Source organism: Actinoplanes derwentensis, assembly GCF_900104725.1.
GTDB classification, from domain to species: domain Bacteria; phylum Actinomycetota; class Actinomycetes; order Mycobacteriales; family Micromonosporaceae; genus Actinoplanes; species Actinoplanes derwentensis.
In genome coordinates this window covers 1,866,381-1,891,406 of record NZ_LT629758.1, presented here as the reverse complement: position 1 = coordinate 1,891,406, position 25,026 = coordinate 1,866,381, and the positions used below count along the sequence as shown (strand labels likewise).

Sequence of the window (25,026 nt, the reverse complement as noted above, 5' to 3'; positions counted from 1 at the left end):
ACGTCTGCGTCGTAATCTCGACGAAACGGAATCCCATGCTGAACAGCATCGTTCGTGGCCTTCTCACGGGCACACTTCTCCTCGGTGGCCTCGCTATCGCCTCGCCGGCCGACGCGGCGCCGAAGACGTTCAAGAACTGCACCGCGCTGAACAAGACGTACAAGCACGGGGTCGCCAAGAAGGGCGCGAAGGACAAGGTGCGCGGCTCGACCAAGCCGGTCACCACTTTCAAGGTGTCGACGGCTCTGTACAACGCGAACAAGAAGATGGACCGCGACAAGGACGGCGTGGCCTGCGAGAAGCGCTGACCCTCTCCGCTGCCACCCGGAACGGGGTGGCAGCGGAACAGGCCCGGCCGGTTCAGGCGACGATGTCAGCCGAGGCCGGCGTAGCGGGCGGACCGGCCGAGTTCCTCCTCGATGCGGATCAGCTGGTTGTATTTGGCGGTGCGGTCGCTGCGGGACAGCGAACCGGTCTTGATCTGGCCGCAGCCGGTGGCCACGGCCAGGTCGGCGATGGTGGTGTCCTCGGTTTCGCCGGAACGGTGTGACATCACCACCCGGTAGCCGGCCCGGTGTGCGGTGTCGACGGTGCGCAGGGTTTCGGTGAGGGTGCCGATCTGGTTGAGCTTCACCAGGATGGCGTTGGCGTAACCGCCTTCGATGCCGCTGGTCAGCCGGTCGGCGTCGGTGCAGAACACGTCGTCGCCGACCAGTTGGAGGCGGTCGCCGGCTTGCCGGGTGAGTTCACGCCAGCCGGTGAAGTCGTCTTCGGCCATCGGGTCCTCGATCGAGGTGATCGGGTAGCGGCCGGTGAGTTCCAGCAGGTAGGCGATGTGTTCGTCGACCGAGCGGGTGAGTTTCTCGCCGCTGTAGACGTAGGCGCCGTCGTGGAAGAACTCGGAGCTGGCCGGGTCGAGGCAGATGGTGATGTCGGTCCCGGGCCGGTAGCCGGAGTCCTCGATCGCCCGTACCACGAATCGTAGTGCCTCGTCAGCGTCGGCGAAGCCGGGCGCGAACCCGCCCTCGTCGCCCACGTTGGTGCTGTGCCCGGCGGCGGCGAGCTGTCCGCGCAGCGTGTGGAACACCTCGGAGCCCATCCGGACGGCTTCGAAGAAGGTGGGTGCACCCACCGGGGCGATCATGAACTCCTGGAAGTCGAGCGGGTTGTCGGCGTGCGCGCCGCCGTTGACGATGTTCATCATCGGCACCGGCAGCAGGTGCGCCCCGACCCCACCGGCGTAACGGTGGAGCGGCTGCCGGTGGGCGGCCGCCGCCGCTTTCACCACAGCGAGGGACACGCCGAGGATCGCGTTGGCGCCGAGCCGGCCCTTGTCCTCGGTGCCGTCCAGGTCGATCATCGTGGTGTCGACGAGTGCCTGTTCCTCGGCGTGCAGGCCGGTGACCGCGTCGGCGATCTCGCCGTTGACCGCGGCCACGGCCCGGCTGACTCCCTTGCCGTGGAAGCGCCGCGGGTCGTTGTCGCGCAGTTCGACCGCTTCGGCGGCGCCGGTCGACGCCCCGGACGGCACTGCCGCCCGGCCGGTCGATCCGTCCGTGAGCACCACGTCGACTTCGACGCTCGGGTTGCCCCGGCTGTCGAGGATCTGCCGCCCGGTCACTCGGCTGATGGCCGTCATCGCGTACTCCCTGGTCCCGTTGTCGTTGCCGGACCAGAGTGGCTGTTGCGGGGCCGGAAAGTCACCGCGAGAAGAATCGCGTTGACCTGTACCCGGAGGTACAGGTTTAGGGTCGGCGCATGCGTGTGGGGGAACTGGCGAGACGGACCGGCACCACGGTCCGGGCGTTGCGGTATTACGAGCAGAGCGGGCTGGTCGTGCCGCGCCGTCTGGGTAACGGGTACCGCGACTACGATCCGATCGCCGAGCGGCAGGTCGCCCAGATCCGCGAGCTGATGGCCTTGGGGCTGACCGTCGAGGAGACCCGGCCGTTCGTGGAGTCGCTGGCCAACGACGATGACGTGTGCGCGGCGGCGGTGGCCACGTTCCGCAGCACGGTCACCCACCTGCAGAGCCGGATCGGGGAGTTGACCGCCCAGCGGGAGGCCCTGGACGCCCGGATCGACACGGTCGCCCAGCAGGTCGTCACCGGACCGCCCGCGACTCGGGGCAAGGTGGCGGACCTGATCGGCCGCAGACTGCCCGAGCTGCGGTTCTACGGTACCGACGGGCGGCCGATCAGCCTGCACGATCTGGGGCCGGGCCGCAGTGTCGTCTTCGTCTACCCGCTGACCGGGCGGCCCGGTGTGGACCTGCCGCGCGGTCTGCTGGACATCCCCGGAGCCCGCGGTGACGGGCAGGGCAACTGGTTGCGCGACCATCACGCGGAGATCCTGGCCGCCGGGGCCGCCCGGGTGTACGGCCTGTCCGCGCAGTCCACCGGCTATCAGCGGGAGCTGGTGCATCGGCTGCGGCTGCCGTACCCGCTGATCCCGGATCCGAAGTTGACCCTGGCCGCCGCGACCGGACTGCCGACCCGGACCACCGGGGATCTGACCGTCTACGAGCGCCTGACCCTGGTCGTCACCGACGACCTGGTGGAACACGTCTTCCATCCGATTCCGGATCCCGCGTCGCACGCTCTCGACGTGATGCGGTGGCTGACTCAGAGCAGGTCGCGGGCCACCGCACGGCCGGAGAGCCAGGCCGTCTGAACGCGGGGACGGCCGAAGGCGTCGCCGCAGAGCCAGACGTCACCGTCCACAGCGTAGTCCCCGGTCCCGGGTTCGGGCTGGGCAAAGGTCCACCGGTGGATCTCCACGGAAGGCTGGGGAGAGATGCCCAGCACGTCCGCTACGGCGCGAGCCAGGTCCGGACCGGCGGAGACCGGATCGTCCAGATGGCGTGACGCCAGCCCGGCCGTCGAATGCGCCACCAGGACCGGGGCACCGTCGCCACGGCGATCGCCGTCGTCACAGATCGTGGCGAGGACCGGGTGGTCGTTGACGAACATGCCGTGGAAGTCCGGCCACTCCCGGACCGGGTAGGTGAGGACGGCGGCGATCACCGGATGCCAGGTCTGGGCTTGCGCGGCGGCGGCGATCCGCGGCGGCGGGGCCAGCCGGAGCGCCTGTGGGCCGGGCATCGCGAGCACCACGGCGTCGGCGCCGGTCGGGATTGCGTCGACGGGGCTCGACAGCCGTACGTCCAATCCGGTGGCGAGGTCTTCGGCGAGGGAACGCAGACCGCCGGGCGCCGCCCACCGCATCGGGCCGCTGGTGTCGCCGCCGGGGTGGACACGCAGCGTGTCGGTCCACGGCCGGATCAGGCCCCGGGACTCCCAGGACGTGACCTGCGCGGCGAAGCCGGGGTCGTCGGCGACCAGATACGCTGCGCCGATGTCGGCATAGCGGCCGTGGTAGCGCTTGCTGGCCAGCCGGCCGCCGGCCACCCGGCCGCGTTCGAGGACCCGGACCCGGGCGCCGGCCTCGGTCAGCGCCCGCGCGCAGGAAAGTCCGGCGATCCCGGCGCCCACCACCACGACATCCATGATCGCCAGCCTAACCGGATCGGGTGACAAACCGATCTTCTTCACAACGGTTGTCCCTTATGTCACGGGAGGTCCCGAGACAAAAGGAAAGGACACCAATTGATGCGTACGATGTTGCCGGCCGCCGTGATCACCGCGGCCCTCATGACGGCCCTCACGCCGGCACCCGCCCAGGCCAGCCCGCCGTCACAGAACGTCACCGCCCTGTTGGGCACCTACGGGTTCGGCCGGGCCGCGGTCATCGGCCAGGCCGGTAGGAACGCCGGAGTGTGGCGGTCGTACTCGGTCCGGTCCGGGTTCGCCGGCGACGACCTGACCATCACCTACCGGCCGGCCACCGCCCCGAGCCGCGCCGAGACGACTGTCTACACGGCCGCGTTCAACCAGGTCAAGGACGCGCAGGGCGAATGCAACAAGGTCGGCGCCGACGGGGTGGCCCGCCGGGTGTGGGTGTCGTACCGCTGCCGGACCGGCATCGTGGCCAGCTACACGCTGCTGGTGCGCTGATGATCGCCCTGGTCCTGGCCGGTGCGATGCTGGCCGCCGCCCCCGCGAACGCGTTCTCTCTGTCCACCGCAGGCGCCTCCGCCTATGGCAGCTACGACCGGATGATGAGCATCCCGGAGCGTCCGGTGCCGCCGATCGCGGTCAGCGGCACCCTGGCGGTCAACCGGCCGGGCCAGTGCGCGGTCGTGCAGATCGCCTACAACGGGCCGGCCGACGGTATCGCATGGCGCACGCTGAGCGGCCTGTGCCGCCCCGGCAAGACCAATTTCCGGGCCACGTCACAGCTGTTGTGGGGCGGAGCCGAGCCGCCGTTGCGCCTGTGCGCCGGCCCGACCACCCGAATCGCCGAGCAGGGCCGCAACTGCGACGTGTACCGGCCGTGACCTGACGGCCGTCCGGTCCTCCCGATCGGACGGCCTCAGTTCCGCGCCGCCCCTGCCGAGCAGTTCGGCATCGGTGCGTGGCGGTCGCGGGGCACCGCGGGACTCCGGTTGCTGCCCAGGCCGTGGTCCAGCGCATCCGATCGGCGATGGCCGTCCCGATCGACCTGGGCAGCACGGTGGTTCAGCCCGCCGCCAGCATCGGCGTGGCCCTCACCGAACCCGGCGACGAATCCGTCGACGACCTCGTACACCGAGCCGACGTGGCGATGTACGACGTCAAGAAGCAGACGCAACGGCACCGCTGATCTCGTTGGGAATCGCGTCCAGGGTGGTGGAGATGACCACCTTGCCGCTGGTCAGGTCGAGCTGGTGCACCTTCTTGGTGGCCGGTTCGGTGATGTAGGCGTCGTCGCCGCGGACGAACAGGGCCGGGCGGGGCTGCTGCCAGTCGACCGGCTCGGTCCAGGGGCTGACGACCGGCCACGAACTGGTGATCTTCGCGGTGACCGGGTCGATGACGTGCAGTTTGCCGTCCGTACCGAGAATCAGGGCCTCGCCCTTCGGGCCTCGGTTGAGCGAGCGGAACGTGTAGCTGACACCCTTCGGCATCGGCACCACGGTGATCTTGTCAGTGGTGGTGTCGATGAGGGAGAAGTTCTCCGGGGCCTCCATCTCCGCGTCCGGGTCGATCTTGAAGTCGCCGAGCAGGATCGGGGACACGTCGCTGCCGGCCTGGTTGCCGATCCGGCTGTACTCACGGCCGCTGTCGACCTTGACGAACGCGCCGTTCTTGAACAGCAGCACCCCGTCGTTGCAGCCGAGCGCGACCACCTCGCCCTTGGCCACCGCCTCGCCGTGCACGCCGGGGCAGTCCTCGTTGCGGGCGATCTGTTTGCCGGAGCCGTCGAGGGCGACCGCGCCGGTGCGGGACTCCTCGGTGCCGACCGTGACGATCATGGTGCCGTCGGCCAGTTCCACGGCGACACCGTGGTGCGCCTGGGCGGTCTTGTACCGGCGCCCCTGCGGCTTACCGCCGGCCAGGTCCTTCGGGTCGAAGCTGACGACCTCGCCGGTGCCGTCGGTGAACAGGATGGTCTTGGCGCCGTGCCGGACCACGTGGCCGGGCTTGGCGCCGGGCCAGGTGATGTCGGTCATCTCGCCGCCGGCCGCGTCGAGCACCTGGAAACCGGACTCGGTGGAGACGAAGACGTGACTGTCGTCGCCGGCCGGGTTGACCCGGTTGAACCCGGCCAGTGGCAGGTTGTGCGCCACCGTCAGGGTCTCGCCGTCGAGGACGAGGACGCCGCCGTCGTACGTGATCGCGACCGGCCGTTCGACGTCCGGGGCGGCCGCGGCCGTCGGGGCGGTCGTCTCGTTGCCGCAGGCGGCCAGGGCCAGCGAGGCGGCGGCGACAACCGCGATCCCACGTCGGTACATCAGAAATCTCCCCAGGTTGATAATGGAAATCATTTTCAATAAAGGTACAGGTGGGTCCCCGGAGCGGATCCAGCGGGGGTCAGGCGGACAGTCCGCCGAGGATCGCGTCGGCGTTGAACCGCATCATGGCCAGGTAACTCGCCGCCGCACCGTCCACATCGCTCAGCGACTCGGAGTAGAGGCCGACCACCCGCACCGTCAGCCCCGCCTCGGCCGCGAGGACCTCGGCCAGCCGGGCCGGTTGCGCCGTGTCGGCGAAGACCGCCGGAACCCGGTGCGTCTCGATCGCGGACACCAGCGACGCCAGGTCGGAGGCGCTCGGTGAGGCCAGGGTGGTGCCGCTCGGCAGGATCGCGCCGACCACGGCGAAGTCGTAGCGGGCGGCCAGATAGCCGAAGACGTGATGGTTGGTGACGAGCACGCGACGTTGCGCCGGGAGCTGCCCGAAGCGCGCTGCCAGGTCCGCGTCCAATTCCTGCAATCGCCGCTGGTACGCCGCCGCACGCTCCCGCACGGCGCTCTCCCGCACGCCGTCGACGTGCGTGACGATCTGTTCGGTGAGCAGGTCGACCGCGGTCACCATCCGGACCGGATCGGTCCAGAAATGCGGGTCGGGCAGCCCGGCCGCGTCCCCGTCCCGATACTCCAGCGGCTCCACCCGGGCACCCACCTCGACGGCCGGCACCCCCTCCGCGACAGCCGCCTCCACGTGCTGCAGCACCCCTTCCTCGAGGCCCAGCCCGTTGTAGACGATCAGATCGGCGGTCCGCATGGTGTGCGCCTCCCGGGCCGAGATCGCGAACGAGTGCGGGTCGGCGTTCGGCTTCATCAGCACCGTCACCTGCTCCCCCGCGATCTGCCGGACCACGTCACCGAGGATGTTCGTGGTCACCACGATGCGCGCCTCGTCGTCACCGGTGCAGGCGGTGACGCCGCCCAGCAGGACGGAAGCGGTTCCGATCGATGCCAGCAGCCGTCTCATCGGCCCACCTCCACGGCCAGGTCCGGCTGCTCGGCGGTGCGCAGGGTGCGGGCGGTGCGCAGCCCGTCGGCGTAGTCGATCTCGTGGATGACACGCGCCGCCGGTTCCGTCAGGTAGGCGCGGCTGACGTCCAGCGTCAACGCCGAAGCGCGCAGCGGCGTCTCCGCGATCGTCGCTCCGGTCGCCAGGTCGTAACTGATCAGCGCACCGTCATGGTCGAGGGCGAGCACGGTCCGGCCGTCGGCCGGTGAGGCGGCGGCGACCAGGTCCCGGCCGTCCGCGGGCACGTGGCGCAGGGTGGCCTTGGCCGCGTTCACCGACCAGATGCCGGTGCGATCGGCCACGGCCGCCTCGTTGCTGCGGGGCCGGAAGCCGAACGCGTTCGCCGGGATCGGACCGTCGGTGGAGGCGAGCACCTGGGCGGTGAGCTTCCCGTCGACCTGCTTGACACGTACCAGCGAATCAATGCATGTGATCATCGCCCCACCGCGCAGGACCACCCACCCGGCCGGCGCCTCGCACGGTGCCTGCAGGGCGCCCGTCTCGCGGCCGTCCGGACTCATCACCACAATGCGGTCGGCCGGCTGATTTCGATCATCGCCGACGGCGACCAGCAACCCTTCGCCGTACGGCACGGCAAGCCCGGTGGCACTCCCGGAGTCGATCGTCGCCACCTCGGCGATCCGGCCCTGCTCCAACTGCCGCCGGTCGTAGACCCGGATCCGCCCGTCGGTGGTGCCGACCGTGGTGTACGCCCCGGCCCCGGCGACCGCCGCCACCGGCTGATCGAGCACGATCGTGCCGAGCGTCCTGGCCGGTGCCCGGTAGTAGTGCACGTGATCGGTGTGATCCACGGTCCACACCCCGGAGTCGACGATCTCCACCGTCCGGTCGCCGTCGGTGACGTAGACGAACCGCCCGTCCTCGCTCAGGTCGGCGGCCCCGATCGCGAGACCGACCGGTTTCTCCTGTTCGGTGGCGAGGTCGAGCAGGTGCAGCTGCCGTCCGCCCCGGGCCGCGTAGGCCATCGCCGGCTGCGCCTCGGCCGCCTCCGCCGCTCCTTCGACGTAGCCGTGCGGCTGGTCCGCGGCCTGTTCTCCTGGTGGTCCACAGGCGGACAGGGTGAGCGCAAGGCTCAGGGCGGCCACACTGATGAGACTGTTTCTGATCACTGGTTTCCTTTCCGGGGCAGCGATGTCGCGCGGGGTGACGCTGTGGTGAGGCGCCGGGCGCCGAGAATCACGAAGAAGATGCCGACCGCGGTGGCGGCGATGGTGGCGCCGGCGGCGGTCGCCGCGAACCAGGAGATCCACAGGCCGAGCACGGTGGCGGCGGAGCCGATCAGGAAGCTGGTCAGCATCACCGCGGGCAGTCGCCGGGTCACCAGCATCGCCGCCGCCGACGGGGCGATCAGCATGCCGAAGGCGAGCAGCGTGCCGACGACACTGAACGCGACCGCCATCGTGATCGTGAGCAGGGCCATCATCACCAGGTTGGCGAGGTCCGGGCGCAGGCCGAGGGTGCGGGCCTTGCGCGGGTCGAAGGTCAGCGCCAGGAACGGCCGGTGGAACACCGCCGCGATCACCGCCACCAGCACCCCGGCTCCGGCCAGGAGCAGCAGGTCGCCGGTGCGGATGGCGAGGACATCGCCGAACAGGAACGCGGTCAGGTCGGTCGCGAACGACCGGGAGTGCGAGACGACGATGACCCCGACCGAGAGCATGCCGACGAAGAACAGTCCGATGCTGGTGTCGCGGCCGAATTCGCGGCTGTCGCGGAGCGCGTTGACTCCGGCGGCCATCGCGAACGCGCTGACCGCGGCGCCGATCACCAGGTTGCCGCCGACGATCGACGCGATCGCGACGCCGGGCAGCATGCCGTGGCTCATCGCCTCGCCGAGGAAGGTCATCCCGCGGGCGATCACCCAGACCCCGGTGAGGGCGCAGACGGCGGCCAGCAGGACGCCGCCGAGCAGGGCGCGCAGGACGAAGGAGACGGTGAACGGCTCGGCAAGGGTCGTCATCACCCGGTCGAATATAGTGGTACTGAAATTCATTACCATTTAGGGGATGCGATGCTGACCGCCTCACACCTGGGTTTCCGATATGCCGGAATCCCCGTGCTGCACGACGTGAACCTGCGTGCCGAACCCGCGGCGATGCTGGCCGTGACCGGCCCGAACGGCTCCGGCAAGAGCACCCTGCTGCACCTGCTCGCCGGTGTCGCACAGCCAGCCGAAGGCACCGTGACCCGCGACCCCGGCATCCGGGTGGCCCTGCTCCCCCAGCGCACCGCCGACATCGACGCGCTGCCGCTGACCGTCACCGAATGCGTCCGGATCGGCCGGTTCACCCCCTGGCGCCTGCCGAGCCGACGGGACCGGGCCGTGGTGACCGCGCTCATGGAACGGCTGGACATCGCCCACCTGGCCCGGCGGCGGCTGCGCGAACTCTCCGGCGGTCAGCGCCAGCGCACCCTCATCGCCCAGACCTTCGCCCAGGACGCGGGCGTCTACATCCTCGACGAGCCGACCGCCGCGCTGGACACCGGAAGCCGCCACCGGGTCCACGAGCTGCTCACCGAACGGGTCCGCGACGGTGCCGCGATCATCATGGCCAGCCACGACGACGAGGAGTCCGCGCTCGCCGACCACACCGTCCGCCTGGCCGCGCCCGAATCCAGTAGCGTCGACCCGCGTGGGCAGGCGTGAGCTTCTACTCCTCTGGGACCTGATCATCGTCACGGTGGTGGCGACGATCGCTCTGCAGTACCGGTCCAGTTCGCTGTGGGACGTGCTGATCGGCCTCACGATGGCCGCGGCCCTGGTGGCCCGGCGCTTCGCACCGGTCCGGGTGTTCGCGGTGGTCAGCGCTCTCGGTCTGCTCCAGGTGGTCGTCGCCTCAGCGGTTCCGGCCGGGTACGACCTGGCGGTGCTCGTGGCCATGGCAGCCGTCGTCACGCACGCGCGGTCCGCCCGGGCCGGTTACCTGTCGCTGGTCGTGGTGGCGATCAGCGTGCTGTTCGGCACCGTGCTCAGGATCGACGACTCCTGGGAGGGCTCGGCCGTCACCTATCCGTACCTGGCCGACAGCGGTGCCGTGCTCGGTGCGTGCGGGGCGTTGTGGCTGATCGCGTACGTGATGCGCGGCAACCGGGACCGGGTGGCCATCGCCGAACGCGAACGCGACCACCTGGCCCGGCTGGCCGCCGCCGACGAACGGGCGTTCATCGCCCGCGAGTTGCACGACGTGGTGGCGCACAGCCTCGCCGTGATGATCGCGCAGGCCGACGGCGCCAGCTACGTCGCCGGCACCGACACCGAACGGGCGCGGGAGGCGATGCGCACGGTCGCGGGCACCGGGCGGGAGGCACTGGCCGACATGCACCGGATCGTGGCGGTGCTGCGCGGCACCGGCGACGACACCGAACCGGACCGGCGGCGGCTGGGCATCGACCAGCTCGACAGCATCGTCGACGGTGCGCGGGCCGCGGGTCTCGGCGTTGACCTGCGTATCGACGGTGACACCGGGCAGTTGTCCCCGGCAGTGGAGCTGACGGTGTTCCGGATCGTGCAGGAGTCACTGACCAACGTGCTGCGGCACGCCGGAACCGGAACGAAGGTCACGGTGGACCTCGGGCTGGCCGAGGACCGGGTGACGCTGGAGGTCACCGACGACGGGACCGGCCGGACCGGTGCGGGTGGCGTCGGTGGCGGCAACGGGCTGACCGGGATGCGCGAGCGGGTAGCCGTACACCATGGGAAGTTCTCCGCCGGGCCCCGCCCGGGCTCCGGATGGTCGGTCCGTGCCATGATCCCGCGGTGAGTATCCGGGTGCTGCTCGTCGACGACCAGGCGCTGGTGCGGGCCGGTTTCGTGATGGTGCTGTCCGCGCAGCCGGACATGACGGTGGTCGGCGAGGCCGGCGACGGCGCGCAAGCCCTCACCCTGCTGGACCAGGTGACCGCCGACGTGGTGGTGATGGACATCCGGATGCCGGTGATGGACGGCGTCGAGGCGACCCGGCGGATCTGCGCCGATCCGGGCGGGCCCCGGGTGCTGGTGCTCACCACGTTCGACACCGACGACGACGCGTTCGCCGCACTGCAGGCCGGAGCGAGCGCGTTCCTGCTGAAGAACTCACCGCCCGAGCAACTGCTGGAGGCGATCCGGACGGTGGCGGCCGGGGAGTCGGTGGTGGCGCCGCGGGTCACCCGGGCGCTGCTGGACCGGTTCGCCGGGCAGCTCACCCTGCCGGGCCGCGCCGACGAGCGCCTGTCCGCGCTGACCGAGCGCGAGCGGGAGGTCCTGGAGCTGGTCGCGACGGGCCGGTCGAACGCGGAGATCGCCGGGCGGCTGCACGTCGCCGAGTCCACGGTGAAGACCCACTTCGGGCGGATCCTGGCGAAACTGGAGTTACGCGACCGGGTGCACGCGGTGGTTTTCGCGTACGAGATCGGCCTGGTCAAACCAGGGCCGTAGTACCGCAGTCGTACACGGGCGGCCCATAGATCAGATCTGACGTCGATGCGCGACGACGCCGCCCCGGCGAAGAATCAGAGCCGTGAACAGCAGACTCCTCTCCTTCGCGGTGCTCACCGTGGTGGTCCTGGCCGGTGTCGCCTACGGCGTGAACTATCTGTGGGACAAACGGTTCGGCCCGACCACCGCGTCGGCCGCCGACTGCCGGCTGGCCCAGCAGCTCTTCGACAAGGCGCAGACACCACCGGCCGACCCCGCCGAGGCCGAGAAGTGGGAGGTGCAGATCCGCCAGATCCGTTACACGCAGTTCGTGGACCAGGGCATCAGCACCCAGGTCGCGCGGTATGTGAGCTGGAAACGGGTGCAGGCCACCGGCGCCACCGAGCGGCCGGACGCCGGTGAACTCGACGAGATCACCGAACTGGCCATCGGGCACTGCGACGACAGCGGTGTCGACCTGAAGATTCCGCGGATCGTGTTCTGATGGGCGCCGTCACCGCGACCGAGCTGGTCAAGACGTACGGCTCCGGTGATCGTTCGGTCCGGGCCGTCGACGGGGTCTCGGCCACCTTCGACCGGGGCCGGTTCACCGCCATCATGGGCCCGTCCGGGTCCGGCAAGTCGACGTTCATGCACTGCCTCGCCGGTCTCGACACCGTCACCAGCGGCAGCATCACCATCGGCGGCACCGAGATCACCGGCCTGTCCGACCGGGCGCTGACCGCGGTGCGCCGCGACCGGGTCGGTTTCGTCTTCCAGTCGTTCAACCTGCTCCCCCAGTTGACCGCCCGGCAGAACATCACGCTGCCCGCCGAGCTGGCCGGCCGCACCGTCGACCAGGGGATGTTCGACCAGGTCGTCGGCATCCTCGGGATCGGTGACCGCCTCGATCACCGGCCGGCCGAGCTGTCCGGCGGCCAGCAGCAGCGGGTCGCCCTGGCCCGGGCCCTGAGCACCCGCCCCGACGTGATCTTCGCCGACGAGCCGACTGGCAACCTCGACTCCCGCTCCGGCGCCGAAGTCCTCAGTTTCCTGCGTGACTCGGTGCACCGCCTCGGCCAGACCGTCGTGATGGTCACCCACGACCAGAGCGCCGCGGCGTACGCCGATCGGGTCCTGGTCCTGGCCGACGGCCGCATCGTGCAGGACACCAGCCGGTGAACGTCAGCGTGCTGCGCACCCAGCTCAGCGGGGTTCTGCGCCGCCCCGGCCGGACGCTGATGACCGGGCTGTCGGTGCTGGTCGCGGCGTTCGTCGTGTTCGGCACGGTCCTCGCCTACCAGGTCGTCACCCGGACCACCCTGGACACGTTCAGCCAGACACCGACCGGGGTGAGCCTGGTGGCGTTCGCCGCCGGCGGCTACCCGGTGTCCCCGCAGCAGATCACCGAGATCCGGGCCACCGCCGGGGTCGTCCGGGTCACGGGCCGCACGACCGTCTCGTTCACCGTCGGCGACGAGAGCACCGGCAACCGGCTGGACGTGCTGTCCGACCCCGGCAGCGGCCCACTCTCCCGGCTCACCCTGGTCTCCGGGGCCTATCCGTCCGGGGCCCGGCAGATCGCGGTGGACCGGCGGGCGGCCGGGCGCCTCGGGGTGACGGCCGGCAGCCGGCTGCGGCTGCACCTCGGTGACGAGGCCGAGCCGGTGACGGTGACCGTCACCGGTGTCGTCGACGGACCGCGCGACGACACCGAACGCGCCTGGGCCCCGGATCACGTGGTCGCGGGCCTCAGCGGCGAGGAGGGTTTCCGCCGGGTCGATGTGCTCGCCGAGCCGGGCGCCGACCTGATCGCGATGACGACCACGATCTCCGACCGGCTGCTGCGCGATCCGACCGCCTACGTCAGCGTCACCACCGGCGACGCGATGCGGGTCCGGGAGGCCCGCGACGCGGTGAGCCAGTTCGACCAGTTGTTCGCCCTGATCGGGATGTTCGTGGCGATCGCCGTGGTCGCCGCCGCCCTGGTCGCCACCTCGACGTTCCGGATCGTGTTCGCCCAGCGGCTGCGGCAGTTGGCCCTGCTGCGCACGATCGGCGCCCAGCGCGGCCAGCTGGTGTTCGCCCTGGCCGTCGAAGGCGCGGTGGTCGGCCTGGTCACCGGCACCGCCGGGGTCCTGCTGGCCCAGGCGGCCGGGCTGGTCGCTCCCGCACTCGCCGGCCTGGCCGGCCACACCCTGTCCGGGCCCGGTGTCCCGGTGGGCGCGGCCGTCGCCGTGGTGATCGGCGCCGGGCTGCTGACCGTCGGCGCGGTGCTGGCTCCGGCGTTCTCGGCCGCCGGGGTCGCCCCGCTGCAGGCGCTGCGCAGCGCGAGCACCGCCGCCGCCGAACGCGGCATCGAAGCGCCCCGCCTGGTGTCCGGCCTGATCCTGGTGGCCGCGGCCGCCAGTCTCGGCGCGGTGACCGGCGCGCGGATGGACACCGGCGGCAACGAGTTGCTGCTCTACATCGTCGGGGTCGGCGCCCTCGGTTTCGGTGCGCTGATCGTGCTCGGCCCGCTGCTGATCCGCCCGGTGCTGGCCGTCGCCGGCTGGCCGTTGCGGCGGCTCGGCCCCACCGGCCGGCTCGCGGTCAGCGGCATCGGCGGCGCACCCCGCCGGGCCGCGGCGGTCTCGGTGGTGGTGGCGCTCGGCGTGACCATGCTGGCCGGCACCGTCGTCGGCATCAACAGCCTGCAACTGTGGACCGATCAGGAGATGGCCGCCCGCAACCCGGCCGACCTGGCCCTGATCGCCGAAGAGCCGGACGGATTCGAGCAGGCGGTGGCCGCGGTCCGGGCCGAGCCCCGGTTCCGGGACGTGACACCGTTCCGGCTGGGTGATTTCACCGCCGCGAACCTGGGCTTCTCCCACAGCGCCATCCAGATCGACATGGCCGGACTGCCCGCGCTGCGCAGCCTGCAAGCGTCCGCCGGGACGATCACGGCGCTCGCCCCCGGCCGGGCGATCCTGTCGGCACCGGCCGCCGCCGACCTGAACGCCGCCGTCGGCGACACGGTCACCCTGCAGTCCGAGGGCGCGACGGGGAAGGTCAGCGTCGAGGTGGTGGCGATCCTCACCGGCGAGGGCCCACTGCGATCCGGTGCGGTGCTGACCGCGGCCGATCTGGACTCGCTGGGCGTCAGCGGGCCCGGCGTGCTGGCCGACATCGCCTCCGGCACCCGCGACGAGGCCCTGGCGGTGCTGCGCCGCATCGCCGCGCCCGCCGGAGCCGAGGTGGCGGTGCTGGCCGACGCGCGGGACAAGGCTGACGCCGAGGTGTCGTCGTTGTTCGCGGCCGCACTCGGGCTGCTCGGCCTGACCGTGCTGATCGCGGTCGTCGGGGTGGGCACCACCACCGGCCTGTCGGTGCTGGAACGCACCCGCGAGTCCGGACTGCTGCGGGCGCTGGGCCTGACCCGGGCCCGGTTGCGGCTGATGATCGGTGTGGAGGCGGGCCTGTACGGGCTGGTCGGCGCGATCCTCGGCATCGTGCTGGGGGTGCCGATGGCCTGGCTGACCCTGGAGGCGTTACGGCTGGACCTGCCGTTGACGTTCCCGGCCGGCTGGCTGGCCACCATTCTGTTGGCCATCACCGCGATCACCGTGCTGGCCGGGTTGCTCCCGGCCCGCCGCGCGGCGAAGGTGAGCCCGGTGGCCGCCCTGGCGATCGACTGACCTCACGCCCCCTCGCCGGGTGTGGTGCTGGAGGACTTGCGCAGGTGGACGAACAGGCCACCCGGGCCCGTCAGCTGATGGAGTCCGCCGGGGTGAACGTGGTCTACGAGTCGGCGCCGGAGGCGACTCACATGATGCACCAGTCCGACCCGCGGCGTTACACGTCGCTGCTACGAGACTGGGCCGGCACCGCGATCCGGGAGTGAGATTCCGCCGTACCGAATGAAGATCGTTTTGATCCGCCGGAGGCCGGGTACCGGTTTCGTGCCGCGCATCCGGTGCGAGCGATCAAGTGACTACTCAGGACGGCAGAGTAACCGGCATGACACGGAACGCGCCGCGCGGCACCGCCGCCCGCATGCTGATGACCTTCCCGCCGGCCCTGTTGATCGTGGCCGTCGCGGTCGGTCTCGTCGGTGCACCGCGCACCAGCGAGGCGGCCGTGGGCGAGACCGTCACCGAGCCGTCCGTGGCCCCGGCCGACTGCCTGACCGACGACCTGACCGGCACCCTGATCGGGGTGCCGCGCCAGGCCGGGTCGGGCGTGCGCGAGGCCGTCCTGCAGCTCACCAACACCTCCACCACGGCCTGCCAGATCCAGGGCTGGCCCGAGGTCGCCCTGGTCACCCCGCCCGGCGAGGTGGTCAAGGTTCCCACCGAGATGATCGGTACGGCGGCCGCGGTGATCGACCTGGAGCCGGAGTCCAGCACCTGGTCCCGGATCCAGTGGGACGTCTGCACCGCCGACAGCTCCGGCTGCGGAGTCGGGGTGGCGCTCCAGTTCATCGTCGACCCGGAGTCCGCCGGATCGGTCGCCGAGTCGGCCGACGTGCCGGAGGCCGACCGCGACGGCATCACCATGACGGCGCTGCGGGTCGGCCCGTTCCAGGTCACCCGGGACGCCGACCCCCTCAGCTGACGGTCAGCCGGCCGAGTTCCTGGGTGCAGCGGGTCAGCGCCACGTACAGCCCGTTGTGACCGCGCGGCTCGGCACTGATGCCGTCGGCGTCGATGAGCAGGGTGGCGTCCCATTCCAGGCCTTTGGACTGGGTCGCGGTCATCAACGGCACGTCGCCGAGGACCGCGCGCAGCTCGGGAATGCGTGACGCGGGGGCGATGACCCCGACAGTGCCGCCTTCCCAGCGCTGCTGGAGTTCCTGTACGGCCTGGGCGGCGACTCCGGGCAGGTCGGCGGCGGTGACCGCGAGCTGCCAGGGCAAGACGCCGGACGATCGTACGGCCCGCGGTGGGGTGTTGTGGCTTCCCGCCAGGGCCAGCACCGGCCCGGTGAGTTCCATGACCTCACTCGGCGTCCGATAACAGATGGTCAGCTCGGCCGCGGTCCAGCGATCCCCGAGAACCGCCCGCACCGCCTGCGCCCAGCTGGTGTGCCGGTGGGCGGCTTCCGCCTGGTCGATGTCGCCGACCGCGGTGACCGACCGGCTGGGGCAGCGCCGCAACGCCATCCGCCACTGCATCTCGGACAGTTCCTGCGCCTCATCGACGACGACGTGCCCGTAGACCCAGTCGCGCTGGCCACGGGCCCGGTCGGCGGTGAACTCCCCCTGCGGTCGCGGCTGCTCACCATCCCGCTCGCCGAGCAGTTCGGCCAGGGCGTCGAGCAGTGGGATGTCACTGGACGCCCAGGGCGCCGGTTCCGCGGTGACCGTGGCGACCTCGGCCGGGGTGAGTTCGGTGGCGAGCAGTTCGGTGTCGACGAGGATCTCCCGCAGCAGGGTGCCGGGGTCGAGGGTCGGCCACAGCGACTCGACGAACCGGGCGATGGTGGCGTTGTCCGCGATCCGCTCGCGCAGTTCCTCCAGTTCCTCCTCGGACAGCAGCCCGTCGACGTCGCTACGGGAGGCGCCGGTGGAGGTGTCGGCGATACGGCTCAGGATGTCCTCGTACCCCCGCTCCATCTCCTCCATCAGGGTCTCCCGCTGTTCGGCGATCGCGTCGGCCAGCAGTTGATGGAGTTGTTCGGCGAAGACCGCGCGGGCCCGGTGGTAGGAGCGGCCCTGGGTGGCCGAGGTCAGCGCCTGCGCCACGGCGGTGGCCGGGATGACGTGGAAGTCGCCGTCCCACCGCATCTTCAGCTCCCGCGGGCCGGGAGTCAGCGCCGCCACCCGCCGTTCGAGGATCCCCTGCCAGAGGGCGCGGCCTTTGATCTCGGCGGCCGTCCGGCTCTCGGCGCGTTCGACCGTGACGCCGGGCAGCAGGGTGTCGCAGGTGGCGGCGACGACGGCGGTCTCACCGAGCGCCGGCAGGACCTGACCGATGTAGTCGAGGAACCGTGGCGACGGCCCGAGCACCAGGACCGCGCGGTCGGCCATCTGCCGGTACGTGAACAGCAGGTAGGCGACCCGGTGCAGCGCCACCACGGTCTTGCCGGTGCCGGGCCCGCCCTGCACGATCAGCGGCCCGGTCGCGTCGGCGCGGACGATGTCGTCCTGCTCGCGCTGCAGGGTGGAGATCGCCGTGGTCATGTGGCCGGTGCGCCGCTGGTCGAGAGCCGCGAGCAGCGCACCCTCACCGACGAGGCCGAGGTCACCGTCGTGTCCCGGCGTCGCGGAGAGCGGTTCGTCGTCCACCCCCACGACGACCGATCCGGTCGTACGAATATGCCGGCGTCGTTTCTGCCCTTGCGGTTCGACCGCGGTGGCCGTGTAGAACGGCCGGGCCGCGGGTGCCCGCCAGTCGACCAGGAGTGGTTCGTCGTCGCTGTGCAGCCCGATCCGGCCGATGTGCAGGGTGCTGCCGTCGGTGGCGTCGAGCCGCCCGAAGACGAGGCCTTCCCCGGCGCGGCGCAGCTCCTCGTACTGCCGGCGCAGCATCCGCTGGCGCCCCAGCTCGACCGCGTCGGCGGCGTCCAGCTCCAGCTCAGCCCGCAGATGCGCGGTGAGGCTGTCGCGCCGGGCCATGGCCGCGTCGAGAAAGTCCTGCTCCTCGATAAATGAGGTGGGTACAGAATTCCGGTGCATTTGCAAGCCCCCGCGATATTCCGGAACGTGGTCGCGGAAAGGTTAAACAACAAGCGACCCGGAATTCATATGAAAGAGACCGTACTCTCATTCATTTGATATTCCAGCCGCCCTCGTGTCTCGCACCGATCACTGACCGCGAAAATTGCGCCGCAAGACAGGCAAACGCGGATCACGTTTGGACAGCCGGAACCGACTGCTGTGCGAGAACGGCAGGATGGCGGGGTGCGTACCTCCCGCCTCTTCAAGATGGTCCTGTTGCTCCAGTCGCGGGGAACGGTGACCGCTGCCGAACTCGCCATTGAGCTGGGTGTTTCGGAACGAACCGTCTACCGCGACATCGGGGAGCTGGGCGCCGCCGGAGTGCCGGTCTACGCCGAGCAGGGACGGCTCGGGGGCTACCGGCTCGTTGACGGCTATCGGACCCGGCTCACCGGATTGAGCCCGGACGAGGCGGAGGCCCTGTTCCTGCTAGGCCTGGACGGCCCGGCCCGGGACATGGGGTTGAGCGAGTTGCTTGCCACCGCCGCGCTCAAGGTCAGCGCGTCGCTGCCGGCGGGGCTGCGCAAGGCCCGGGCCACTCAACGATTCCACCTGGACGTGCCGGGCTGGTTCCATGACGGCGAGCCGCCGCCGATGCTGACCGCACTTGTCGGTGCGGTGTGGCAGGACCTGGCGGTGACGTTGCGGTACCGGCGCGCAGATGCGGAGGAGCCGCCCGCGGTCCAGGCCGCCGCCGAAACGGCTGAAGCCCCTGACGATCAAGGATGGATTGCGGTACGCCTACCGGTCGAGTCCGTCGAAGTGGCCTACCACCAGTTGCTTCGTCTCGGCCCGGAGGTGGAGGTGCTGAAGCCGGAGTCGTTGCGCGAGCGGATGCGGGCCGCCGCGCGACGACTCCACGACAGATATCAGCGGTAACCGTTGACGTCGGCTGGTTTACCCGCGTCCTGCACTTCGACCAGGTAACGCCAGCAGTCAGGGCGGCTGCCGTCGAGGTCGGTGAATCCGTAGATCTGCGCCAGTTGCCCGCTGGACAGTGACTGCCCGTTCCAGCGGGCCACGTCCGGATCGGTGGCGAGCGCGGCGACCGCCCGGCCGGTGAAGGCGGGGCTCTCCGAGATCGCGAAATGTGGCTGGACCGTGAGAGCGTCGCGCCAATTCTGTTCGGTGACCCCGTAGTTCTCCAGCATGATCTCCGAGCGCAGCCAGCCCGGTGTCAGCGCGACCGCTGTCCCCCCGTACGAGGCAAGCTCCTTTGATTGTGAAAAGGCCATCCGCAGCACCGCGGTCTTGGCCAGGTCGTAGAAGAACGACACGCGATAGTTGGTGCTGTTGTATTCGAGGGTTCCGTCGGTCATCTCGACGACCAGCCCGCCGGGTCGCCGGATCAGTAGCGGCAGGGCGTAGTGGCTGGTCAGGATGTGGGTGTCGATCGCCAGCCGAAGGATGCGCAGACCTTTGTCAAGGTCGTGCTCCCACAGTTTGTGCTCCCAACTGAACAGCAGTTCGCTGCCCCAGATGTCGTTGACCAGCACGTCCAGACGATTATGCGAGGCGTCAATCCGTTCGGCGAGTGCACCCACCTGGTCGGCTTCCAGATGGTCTATCTGTACGGCGATGCCGGTGCCTCCGGCAGCGGTGACCAGTTCCGCGGTCTCCTCGATCGTCTCCGGCCGATCCATCTCCGAGCGCTGTTCGCGGGTGGTGCGCCCGGTCGCGTAAACCGTCGCGCCCCGGGCACCCAACTGCACGGCGATCTGCCGTCCAGCGCCGCGCGTCGCCCCCGCCACCAGGGCGACTTTTCCTGTCAGGTCTCGTTCCATGAAAGGGACCTTGACAGGAAAACCTGACGCGGGCTGTCAGGTTTTACCGGTGGTTACCCGGTAAATTGCGCCCGCCTGGTCGTCGCTGACGTAGAGCGCGCCGTCGGTTCCCTGCACCGCCATCACCGGGCGGCCCCATCGTGAGCCGTCCTTCAGCTGGAAACCGGTGAGCAGGGTCTGCTGCGGGCCGAGGGTGCCGTTCTTCCAGGCGTAGAACGACACCTCCGGCGGGCGAGGCGGTCTGCGGTTCCACGAGCCGTGGATGCCGACGAGCGCACCAGGTTCGGGGACGGTGACGAAGCTGAGGCCCAGCGGCGCCGAGTGCGCGCCCATCCCCTGTTCGGTCGGCGGCAGGCTGCCGCAGTCGAGTTTCGCGCCGTCGGGGTTGGTCTGGACGTCGCGCAGGAACGGCCGGTTGCTGTAGCTGACCGTGGGTTCCAGCTGCGGGTCCGGGTTGCAGTAGGGCCATCCCAGTTCGCGGCCTTCGGTCAGCCGGGCGAGCTGTTCCATCGGGTGGTCGTTGACATACTCCTGCACCACGTCGTGTTTGTAGCCGCCGTAACCGTCCGCCGGAAGGCCGACGTTGTCGCGATGGTTGACCGCGGTCCACACCGCGCCGTCCGGGTCGACGGCCAGCCCGGTGCCGTTGCGCACACCCCGCGCGTAAACCGTCGGTTTGCCACCGCCGGGCGCCACCTTCAGGATCGAAGCCCGTTCGGGAGTGGCCTCGCGGTCGGCGGCCGAGATGTTGCCGGTCGACCCGACCGACACGTAGATCGACCCGTCCTTACCGACGGTGACGCTCTTGAGGGCGTGCGAGTAGGCGCCGCGCAGTTCCGGGCTCTTGGCGTCCGGCAGGTCGTCCACGACGATCTTACGAGCGGACACCACCCCACTTTTGTACGTGTACGCATTGACCTGATCACTTTCGGCCACGTACAGGGTGTCTCCGTCGAACGCCAGCCCGTGCGGCTGGTTCAGCCCACTGAGCAGGGTCTTCCGGCTCGACCCCAGCGAGATCACGTCCCCGAACTTCGGCCTCGACACCAGCAGCTGGTCGTCCGGGGTCCACGCGAGCAGCCGCGCGCTCTCCACCCGGGCGAACACGCTGACCGTCCAGCCGGGCGGCGCCAGCAGTGTCCGGTCCTGATCGAACGGTGCCTGACCGGTCGCCGTGATCGTGGTGGCGACCAGCCCCGCCGTCTGCTGGGGTGCCGGCTGCTCCCCGGCCGACGCCGAACACCCCGCCAGCCCGAGCACCAGAACCGCCAAGCCGCGCGTAATCGTCCTCACCGGTGCATCTCTACCGATCGGACGGCGGCGCCGCAACCCGGCGAGCCGGTGTGGACTCCTCGAACAGCAGCAGCGTCCGGGTGCTGACGACACCCGCCATGCCCTGGATCTCGTCCAGAACGAGGTGCCGCAGCTCGGTGTTGTCGGCCACCCGGACCAGAAGGATCACGTCGAAGTCGCCGCCGACCAGACCGATGTGCACCACGCCGGGCAGTGCCCGCAGCCTGCCGAGAACCTCACGCCAGTTGGCTTGCTGCAGGTTGAGAGTCACGTAGGCGGCGGTGGTCAGCCCGGCGGCGACCGGGTCGACGTCGGCGTGGAAGCCGCGGATCACACCGGTCTGCTGCAGGCGGGCGACCCGGGCGTACGCGTTGGCGCGCGAGATGTGCAACGTCTCCGCGAGCGTCCGCATCGACATCCGGCCGTCGGCTGCCAACTCGGCCAGGATCAGCCGATCGGTATCGTCGAGCATCGCCGTTCCCCCTCAGGTTGGACGTTCGGCCACCCCCGAGACCGTGACGCGAACAAAATTCTCGTTCTTCGGCCACCTATGGTGTTCGATTGGCAAGCTGGACACAATCCCCTCATGACACGTGACGCAGCTCTCCTGCTGCCGTCCACGGAGCCGGTGACGCTCATCGACCCGGACGGCCACCCCGTTCCCGTCGGCCAGGACATGCCCGACCCGCAGGCACTCATCCACGCGTACGGCGCCCTGCTCGCCGCCCGCCGCTTCAACGATCAGGCCGGCGCTCTGGTCCGGCAGGGCCGGCTCGCGGTCTACCCGTCGTCGCACGGGCAGGAGGCCTGCCAGGTCGCCTGCGTGCAGGTCCTCGACGACGGTGACTGGCTGTTCCCCACCTATCGCGACACCGCGGCGATCGTGGCCCGCGGCGTCGACCCGGTGCAGGCCCTCACCCTGCTGCGCGGCGACTGGCACAGCGGTTACGACCCGCACGCCACGAAGGTCGCGCCGCAGGCCACGCCCCTGGCCACCCATCTGCTGCACGCCGTCGGCGTCGCCCACGCGGCCCGGCTGCGCGGCGAACCGACAGTGGTGATGGCGGTCTGCGGCGACGGCGCCACCAGCGAGGGCGACTTCCACGAGGCCCTCAACTTCGCGGCGGTGTTCCGTACCCCCGTGGTGTTCTTCATCCAGAACAACCAATACGCGATCTCGGTGCCGCTGGACCGGCAGACCGCCGCGCCGTCGCTGGCCCACAAGGGTGTCGGCTACGGCATCCCCGGCGAACGGGTCGACGGCAACGACGTCGCCGCCCTGCTCAGGGTGCTCGGCACCGCCGTCGACCAGGCCCGCGCCGGCGACGGACCGCAGCTGGTGGAGGCGCACACCTACCGGGTGCAGGCGCACACCAACGCCGACGATGCCGGCCGCTACCGTTCTGCCGACGAGGTCACGCCCTGGCTGGCCAAGGACCCGATCACGCGGTTGGAGACGTTCCTGCGGGGTCGCGGTCTGCTCGACGACAAGATCATTGGTGGGTACGTGGAACAAGCCTCGCTGATGGCCGAGCGCCTGCGCACCGGCCTGGCCGGCGAACCGGCCACCGATTACCGGGACCTCTTCGCCCACGTCTACGCCGAACCCACCCCGCAGCTGCTGGAGCAGCGGGCGCTCGTAGCCGACGAGGTGTCCCGTGACCTCTGAGAAGATCACCATGGCCGGAGCCCTCAACCAGGCGCTGCGCGACGCCATGCGCGCCGACGAATCCGTGGTCATGTTCGGTGAGGACGTCGGCCCGCTCGGAGGCGTCTTCCGGATCACCGACGGTCTGACCGCCGAGTTCGGTGACCAGCGCTGCTTCGACACCCCGCTGGCTGAGTCCGGCATCCTCGGGATGGCCATCGGGATGGCGATGAACGGCATGCGCCCGGTGGTGGAGATGCAGTTCGACGCGTTCGCGTACCCCGCGTTCGAGCAGCTGATCAGCCACGCCGCGAAGATGCGCAACCGCACCCGCGGCCGGGTGACGGTCCCAATCGTGATCCGGATCCCGTACGCCGGGGGCATCGGCGGCGTCGAACACCACTGCGACTCGTCCGAGGCGTACTACGCGCACACCCCCGGCCTGCACGTGGTCGCGCCGTCCGACCCGGCCGACGCGTACGGGCTGCTCCGCCACGCCATCGCTTCCCCCGACCCGGTGGTGTTCCTGGAGCCGAAGAAGCTGTACTTCGCCCGCGCCGAAGCCGATTTCACCGTCCCGGTCCCCCCGATCGGCACCGCGGTGATCCGGCGTCCCGGAACCGACGCGACGCTGATCGCTTACGGTCCCGCGGTGCCGGTCGCGCTGGAGGCCGCCGAAGCGGCGGCCCAGGAGGGCCGCAGTCTGCAGGTGGTCGACCTGCGTTCGCTGGTCCCGTTCGACGACGAGACGGTGTGCGCGGCGGTCCGTTCCACCGGCCGGGCCGTGGTGGTGGCCGAGGCGGCCGGTTTCGCCAGCGTCTCCTCCGAGGTGGTGGCCCGGGTGACCGAACGCTGCTTCCACCACCTGCACGCCCCGATCCGCCGGGTGACCGGTTTCGACATCCCGTACCCGCCGCCGAAACTCGAACACGTCCACCTCCCGTCCGTGGACCGCATCCTCGACACCGTCGACGACCTGCAGTGGGAGTACGCATGAGCGCACGGACCTTTCTGCTGCCGGACCTCGGGGAAGGGCTGACCGAGGCGGAGATCGTGCGCTGGCTGGTCGCCGAGGGCGACATCATCGAGATCGATCAGCCGGTCGTCGAGGTGGAGACGGCGAAGGCGGTGGTCGAGGTGCCGTCCCCGCACGCCGGGCGGGTCGCCACCCGGCACGCCGCCGAGGGCACCACCCTGGACGTGGGATCCCCGCTGATCACCGTCGCCGAGCCGGGCGGTTCCGGCAACGTCCTGATCGGCTACGGGACAACCCCGGACAAGGCGGCGGTACGTCACCGCAAGCCACGCATCCCCCACCCTCGAACTCCCGAGCAGCACGAACGTTCCGTCCCCATGGTGCTCTCACCCCTGGTCCGCCGCCTGGCCAGAGACACCGGCGTCGACCTGACCTCGGTGAACGGCACCGGCCCCGGCGGCGTCATCACCCGCCACGACGTCGAAGCCGCTTCCCCACCGACCACGCCGAAACCCGGCCGGGTGGTCGTCGCGGGTGAGCGGCGGATTCCCCTGAACGGCTTCCGCAAGCAGGTGGCGGCGGTGCTGACTCGCAGCCGGGCCGAGATCCCCGAGGCGACGATCTGGGTGGACGTCGACGCGACCGCTCTGTGGGAGCTGCGCGAACGTGGCCGAGCCGTTCCCGGTTCCCCCGGACTGCTCGCCTACGTGGCCCGTTTCGTGGTGGCTGGCCTGCGCGAATACCCGGTGTTCAACGCCCGCCTCGACATCGAACGCCAGGAGATCGTCGAACTGGACCGGATCAACCTGGGCCTGGCGGTGCAGAGTGACCGCGGCCTGGTGGTCCCCGCGATCCCCGGCGCGGAGACGATGACGACTTCCGGACTGGACTCGGCGATCCGTGACCTGACGGCTCGGGCCCGCCGGGGCGAGTCGACACCGGCGGAACTGTCGGCAGGCACGTTCACCCTGAACAACTACGGCGCCTTCCGGGTCGACGGCAGCGCCGCCATCATCAACCACCCGCAGGTGGCCATGCTCGGAATCGGTCGCATCATCGATCGGCCCTGGGTGGTGGACGGTGCGTTGACCGTACGAAAAGTGACGCAGTTGTCCTTTGTCTTCGACCATCGGATCTGTGACGGCGGCGCGGCGGCCGGTTTCCTGCGCACCGTCGCCGACGCGATGGAGGATCCGCCCTCCGCCCTGGCCCGCCTATAGCTCGGCGCTCTCCAGGTCGACCAGGTAGCCGCGGCGATCTCCGCCCCGCTCGATCGCCCGCACCTCCGGATTCCCGGCGGGGGTGAGCCGGGCGATCCGCCGGACCAGCCAGGTCCGGGCCACCGTCA

Annotated in this window: 28 protein-coding genes; 17 read left to right on the top strand and 11 right to left on the bottom strand. The window is 70.4% G+C overall.

Annotated features, from left to right (window positions below; all coding sequences use genetic code 11):
- Nucleotides 1-35: 35 nt before the first annotated feature.
- Nucleotides 36-308, top strand: a complete 273-nt coding sequence (locus BLU81_RS08590; RefSeq protein ID WP_092543214.1) for an excalibur calcium-binding domain-containing protein — start codon at nt 36-38, stop codon at nt 306-308.
- 65 nt (nt 309-373) lie between these two features.
- On the opposite strand, the gene eno is transcribed toward BLU81_RS08590, so the two are convergent.
- Complete coding sequence (gene eno, locus BLU81_RS08585; RefSeq protein ID WP_092543212.1) at nt 374-1,639, bottom strand: phosphopyruvate hydratase; 1,266 nt, start codon at nt 1,637-1,639, stop codon at nt 374-376.
- Between the two features lie 119 nt (nt 1,640-1,758).
- Here eno and BLU81_RS08580 point away from each other — a divergent pair, with 119 nt between their 5' ends.
- Entirely contained in the window at nt 1,759-2,673 is a 915-nt protein-coding gene (locus BLU81_RS08580) for a MerR family transcriptional regulator (RefSeq protein WP_092543210.1), read from the top strand.
- Here the strand turns inward: BLU81_RS08580 and BLU81_RS08575 are convergent.
- Nucleotides 2,625-3,512 (bottom strand): NAD(P)/FAD-dependent oxidoreductase, encoded by an 888-nt coding sequence (locus BLU81_RS08575; protein WP_373873282.1) that lies wholly within the window; start codon nt 3,510-3,512, stop codon nt 2,625-2,627. The two genes, BLU81_RS08580 and BLU81_RS08575, sit on opposite strands and share 49 nt — an antisense overlap.
- A gap of 99 nt (nt 3,513-3,611) precedes the next feature.
- Here BLU81_RS08575 and BLU81_RS08570 point away from each other — a divergent pair, with 99 nt between their 5' ends.
- From BLU81_RS08570 to BLU81_RS08560, 3 genes are all read left to right on the top strand, one after another.
- Complete coding sequence (locus BLU81_RS08570) at nt 3,612-4,016, top strand: hypothetical protein (protein ID WP_092543208.1); 405 nt, start codon at nt 3,612-3,614, stop codon at nt 4,014-4,016.
- On the top strand, nt 4,016-4,399 hold the full coding sequence (locus BLU81_RS08565; RefSeq protein WP_092543206.1) for a hypothetical protein: 384 nt from the start codon (nt 4,016-4,018) through the stop codon (nt 4,397-4,399). The genes BLU81_RS08570 and BLU81_RS08565 overlap by 1 nt, the downstream gene beginning before the upstream one ends.
- 77 nt (nt 4,400-4,476) lie before the next feature.
- Nucleotides 4,477-4,704 (top strand): diguanylate cyclase domain-containing protein, encoded by a 228-nt coding sequence (locus tag BLU81_RS08560; RefSeq protein WP_157751412.1) that lies wholly within the window; start codon nt 4,477-4,479, stop codon nt 4,702-4,704.
- On the opposite strand, the gene aztD is transcribed toward BLU81_RS08560, so the two are convergent.
- From aztD to aztB, 4 genes are all read right to left on the bottom strand, one after another.
- Entirely contained in the window at nt 4,676-5,836 is a 1,161-nt protein-coding gene (gene aztD / locus BLU81_RS08555; RefSeq protein WP_092543202.1) for a zinc metallochaperone AztD, read from the bottom strand. The two genes, BLU81_RS08560 and aztD, sit on opposite strands and share 29 nt — an antisense overlap.
- 79 nt (nt 5,837-5,915) lie before the next feature.
- Entirely contained in the window at nt 5,916-6,818 is a 903-nt protein-coding gene (gene aztC / locus BLU81_RS08550) for a zinc ABC transporter substrate-binding protein AztC (protein ID WP_092543200.1), read from the bottom strand.
- The gene (locus tag BLU81_RS08545) at nt 6,815-7,990 is read right to left on the bottom strand and encodes a WD40 repeat domain-containing protein (RefSeq protein ID WP_092543198.1); all 1,176 of its coding nucleotides are present in this window, start codon (nt 7,988-7,990) and stop codon (nt 6,815-6,817) included. The genes aztC and BLU81_RS08545 overlap by 4 nt, the downstream gene beginning before the upstream one ends.
- Nucleotides 7,987-8,841: a zinc ABC transporter permease AztB gene (gene aztB / locus BLU81_RS08540; RefSeq protein WP_092543196.1), complete on the bottom strand. Its 855-nt coding sequence runs from the start codon at nt 8,839-8,841 to the stop codon at nt 7,987-7,989. The genes BLU81_RS08545 and aztB overlap by 4 nt, the downstream gene beginning before the upstream one ends.
- Nucleotides 8,842-8,892: 51 nt before the next feature.
- Between aztB and aztA the strand changes: the two genes are divergently transcribed.
- From aztA to BLU81_RS08505, 8 genes are all read left to right on the top strand, one after another.
- Nucleotides 8,893-9,528, top strand: coding sequence for a zinc ABC transporter ATP-binding protein AztA (gene aztA / locus BLU81_RS08535; RefSeq protein ID WP_092543194.1), 636 nt, complete (start codon nt 8,893-8,895; stop codon nt 9,526-9,528).
- Nucleotides 9,515-10,642 (top strand): sensor histidine kinase, encoded by a 1,128-nt coding sequence (locus BLU81_RS08530; RefSeq protein WP_092543192.1) that lies wholly within the window; start codon nt 9,515-9,517, stop codon nt 10,640-10,642. Before aztA ends, BLU81_RS08530 begins: the two co-directional genes overlap by 14 nt.
- The gene (locus BLU81_RS08525) at nt 10,639-11,298 is read left to right on the top strand and encodes a response regulator (RefSeq protein ID WP_092543190.1); all 660 of its coding nucleotides are present in this window, start codon (nt 10,639-10,641) and stop codon (nt 11,296-11,298) included. The genes BLU81_RS08530 and BLU81_RS08525 overlap by 4 nt, the downstream gene beginning before the upstream one ends.
- A gap of 82 nt (nt 11,299-11,380) precedes the next feature.
- The gene (locus BLU81_RS08520) at nt 11,381-11,782 is read left to right on the top strand and encodes a hypothetical protein (protein ID WP_092543188.1); all 402 of its coding nucleotides are present in this window, start codon (nt 11,381-11,383) and stop codon (nt 11,780-11,782) included.
- Nucleotides 11,782-12,459, top strand: coding sequence for an ABC transporter ATP-binding protein (locus tag BLU81_RS08515; protein WP_092543186.1), 678 nt, complete (start codon nt 11,782-11,784; stop codon nt 12,457-12,459). Before BLU81_RS08520 ends, BLU81_RS08515 begins: the two co-directional genes overlap by 1 nt.
- On the top strand, nt 12,456-14,954 hold the full coding sequence (locus BLU81_RS08510) for an FtsX-like permease family protein (RefSeq protein ID WP_092543184.1): 2,499 nt from the start codon (nt 12,456-12,458) through the stop codon (nt 14,952-14,954). Before BLU81_RS08515 ends, BLU81_RS08510 begins: the two co-directional genes overlap by 4 nt.
- 44 nt (nt 14,955-14,998) lie before the next feature.
- Nucleotides 14,999-15,160, top strand: coding sequence for a hypothetical protein (locus tag BLU81_RS47760; protein ID WP_197686150.1), 162 nt, complete (start codon nt 14,999-15,001; stop codon nt 15,158-15,160).
- Between the two features lie 116 nt (nt 15,161-15,276).
- Complete coding sequence (locus BLU81_RS08505) at nt 15,277-15,873, top strand: DUF4232 domain-containing protein (RefSeq protein ID WP_092543182.1); 597 nt, start codon at nt 15,277-15,279, stop codon at nt 15,871-15,873.
- Here BLU81_RS08505 and BLU81_RS08500 read toward each other — a convergent pair.
- On the bottom strand, nt 15,866-17,935 hold the full coding sequence (locus BLU81_RS08500; protein WP_092543180.1) for a HelD family protein: 2,070 nt from the start codon (nt 17,933-17,935) through the stop codon (nt 15,866-15,868). The two genes, BLU81_RS08505 and BLU81_RS08500, sit on opposite strands and share 8 nt — an antisense overlap.
- Before the next feature lie 225 nt (nt 17,936-18,160).
- Between BLU81_RS08500 and BLU81_RS08495 the strand changes: the two genes are divergently transcribed.
- Nucleotides 18,161-18,856 carry a helix-turn-helix transcriptional regulator gene (locus tag BLU81_RS08495; RefSeq protein ID WP_456236553.1) on the top strand — a complete coding sequence of 232 codons (696 nt, stop codon included), beginning with the start codon at nt 18,161-18,163 and terminating at the stop codon, nt 18,854-18,856.
- On the opposite strand, the gene BLU81_RS08490 is transcribed toward BLU81_RS08495, so the two are convergent.
- From BLU81_RS08490 to BLU81_RS08480, 3 genes are read right to left on the bottom strand one after another with little or no spacing between them, the layout of a single operon-like run.
- On the bottom strand, nt 18,847-19,761 hold the full coding sequence (locus BLU81_RS08490; RefSeq protein WP_092543177.1) for an SDR family oxidoreductase: 915 nt from the start codon (nt 19,759-19,761) through the stop codon (nt 18,847-18,849). The two genes, BLU81_RS08495 and BLU81_RS08490, sit on opposite strands and share 10 nt — an antisense overlap.
- 36 nt (nt 19,762-19,797) lie before the next feature.
- Nucleotides 19,798-21,054 carry a PQQ-dependent sugar dehydrogenase gene (locus BLU81_RS08485; protein ID WP_092543175.1) on the bottom strand — a complete coding sequence of 419 codons (1,257 nt, stop codon included), beginning with the start codon at nt 21,052-21,054 and terminating at the stop codon, nt 19,798-19,800.
- A gap of 10 nt (nt 21,055-21,064) precedes the next feature.
- Nucleotides 21,065-21,526, bottom strand: a complete 462-nt coding sequence (locus BLU81_RS08480; RefSeq protein ID WP_092543173.1) for an Lrp/AsnC family transcriptional regulator — start codon at nt 21,524-21,526, stop codon at nt 21,065-21,067.
- 114 nt (nt 21,527-21,640) lie between these two features.
- Here BLU81_RS08480 and BLU81_RS08475 point away from each other — a divergent pair, with 114 nt between their 5' ends.
- From BLU81_RS08475 to BLU81_RS08465, 3 genes are read left to right on the top strand one after another with little or no spacing between them, the layout of a single operon-like run.
- On the top strand, nt 21,641-22,723 hold the full coding sequence (locus tag BLU81_RS08475) for a thiamine pyrophosphate-dependent dehydrogenase E1 component subunit alpha (RefSeq protein ID WP_092543171.1): 1,083 nt from the start codon (nt 21,641-21,643) through the stop codon (nt 22,721-22,723).
- Between the two features lie 10 nt (nt 22,724-22,733).
- The gene (locus tag BLU81_RS08470) at nt 22,734-23,699 is read left to right on the top strand and encodes an alpha-ketoacid dehydrogenase subunit beta (protein WP_092556788.1); all 966 of its coding nucleotides are present in this window, start codon (nt 22,734-22,736) and stop codon (nt 23,697-23,699) included.
- Entirely contained in the window at nt 23,696-24,898 is a 1,203-nt protein-coding gene (locus BLU81_RS08465) for a dihydrolipoamide acetyltransferase family protein (RefSeq protein ID WP_092543169.1), read from the top strand. The genes BLU81_RS08470 and BLU81_RS08465 overlap by 4 nt, the downstream gene beginning before the upstream one ends.
- On the opposite strand, the gene BLU81_RS51465 is transcribed toward BLU81_RS08465, so the two are convergent.
- Complete coding sequence (locus BLU81_RS51465) at nt 24,893-25,021, bottom strand: hypothetical protein (RefSeq protein ID WP_269461009.1); 129 nt, start codon at nt 25,019-25,021, stop codon at nt 24,893-24,895. The genes BLU81_RS08465 and BLU81_RS51465 overlap by 6 nt on opposite strands.
- Between the last annotated feature and the right edge of the window lie 5 nt (nt 25,022-25,026).

Bases quoted from the DNA above. Each gene is read 5' to 3' on its own strand.
- eno (WP_092543212.1), bottom strand. From the start codon at position 1,639: ATGACGGCCATCAGCCGAGTGACCGGGCGGCAGATCCTCGACAGCCGG.
- BLU81_RS08500 (WP_092543180.1), bottom strand. From the start codon at position 17,935: ATGCACCGGAATTCTGTACCCACCTCATTTATCGAGGAGCAGGACTTT.
- BLU81_RS08570 (WP_092543208.1), top strand. From the start codon at position 3,612: ATGCGTACGATGTTGCCGGCCGCCGTGATCACCGCGGCCCTCATGACG.
- aztC (WP_092543200.1), bottom strand. From the start codon at position 6,818: ATGAGACGGCTGCTGGCATCGATCGGAACCGCTTCCGTCCTGCTGGGC.
- BLU81_RS08470 (WP_092556788.1), top strand. From the start codon at position 22,734: ATGGCCGGAGCCCTCAACCAGGCGCTGCGCGACGCCATGCGCGCCGAC.
- BLU81_RS08475 (WP_092543171.1), top strand. From the start codon at position 21,641: ATGACACGTGACGCAGCTCTCCTGCTGCCGTCCACGGAGCCGGTGACG.
- BLU81_RS08505 (WP_092543182.1), top strand. From the start codon at position 15,277: ATGACACGGAACGCGCCGCGCGGCACCGCCGCCCGCATGCTGATGACC.
- BLU81_RS08465 (WP_092543169.1), top strand. From the start codon at position 23,696: ATGAGCGCACGGACCTTTCTGCTGCCGGACCTCGGGGAAGGGCTGACC.
- BLU81_RS08580 (WP_092543210.1), top strand. From the start codon at position 1,759: ATGCGTGTGGGGGAACTGGCGAGACGGACCGGCACCACGGTCCGGGCG.
- BLU81_RS08480 (WP_092543173.1), bottom strand. From the start codon at position 21,526: ATGCTCGACGATACCGATCGGCTGATCCTGGCCGAGTTGGCAGCCGAC.
- aztA (WP_092543194.1), top strand. From the start codon at position 8,893: ATGCTGACCGCCTCACACCTGGGTTTCCGATATGCCGGAATCCCCGTG.
- BLU81_RS08515 (WP_092543186.1), top strand. From the start codon at position 11,782: ATGGGCGCCGTCACCGCGACCGAGCTGGTCAAGACGTACGGCTCCGGT.
- aztD (WP_092543202.1), bottom strand. From the start codon at position 5,836: ATGTACCGACGTGGGATCGCGGTTGTCGCCGCCGCCTCGCTGGCCCTG.
- BLU81_RS08590 (WP_092543214.1), top strand. From the start codon at position 36: ATGCTGAACAGCATCGTTCGTGGCCTTCTCACGGGCACACTTCTCCTC.
- aztB (WP_092543196.1), bottom strand. From the start codon at position 8,841: ATGACGACCCTTGCCGAGCCGTTCACCGTCTCCTTCGTCCTGCGCGCC.
- BLU81_RS08565 (WP_092543206.1), top strand. From the start codon at position 4,016: ATGATCGCCCTGGTCCTGGCCGGTGCGATGCTGGCCGCCGCCCCCGCG.
- BLU81_RS08490 (WP_092543177.1), bottom strand. From the start codon at position 19,761: ATGGAACGAGACCTGACAGGAAAAGTCGCCCTGGTGGCGGGGGCGACG.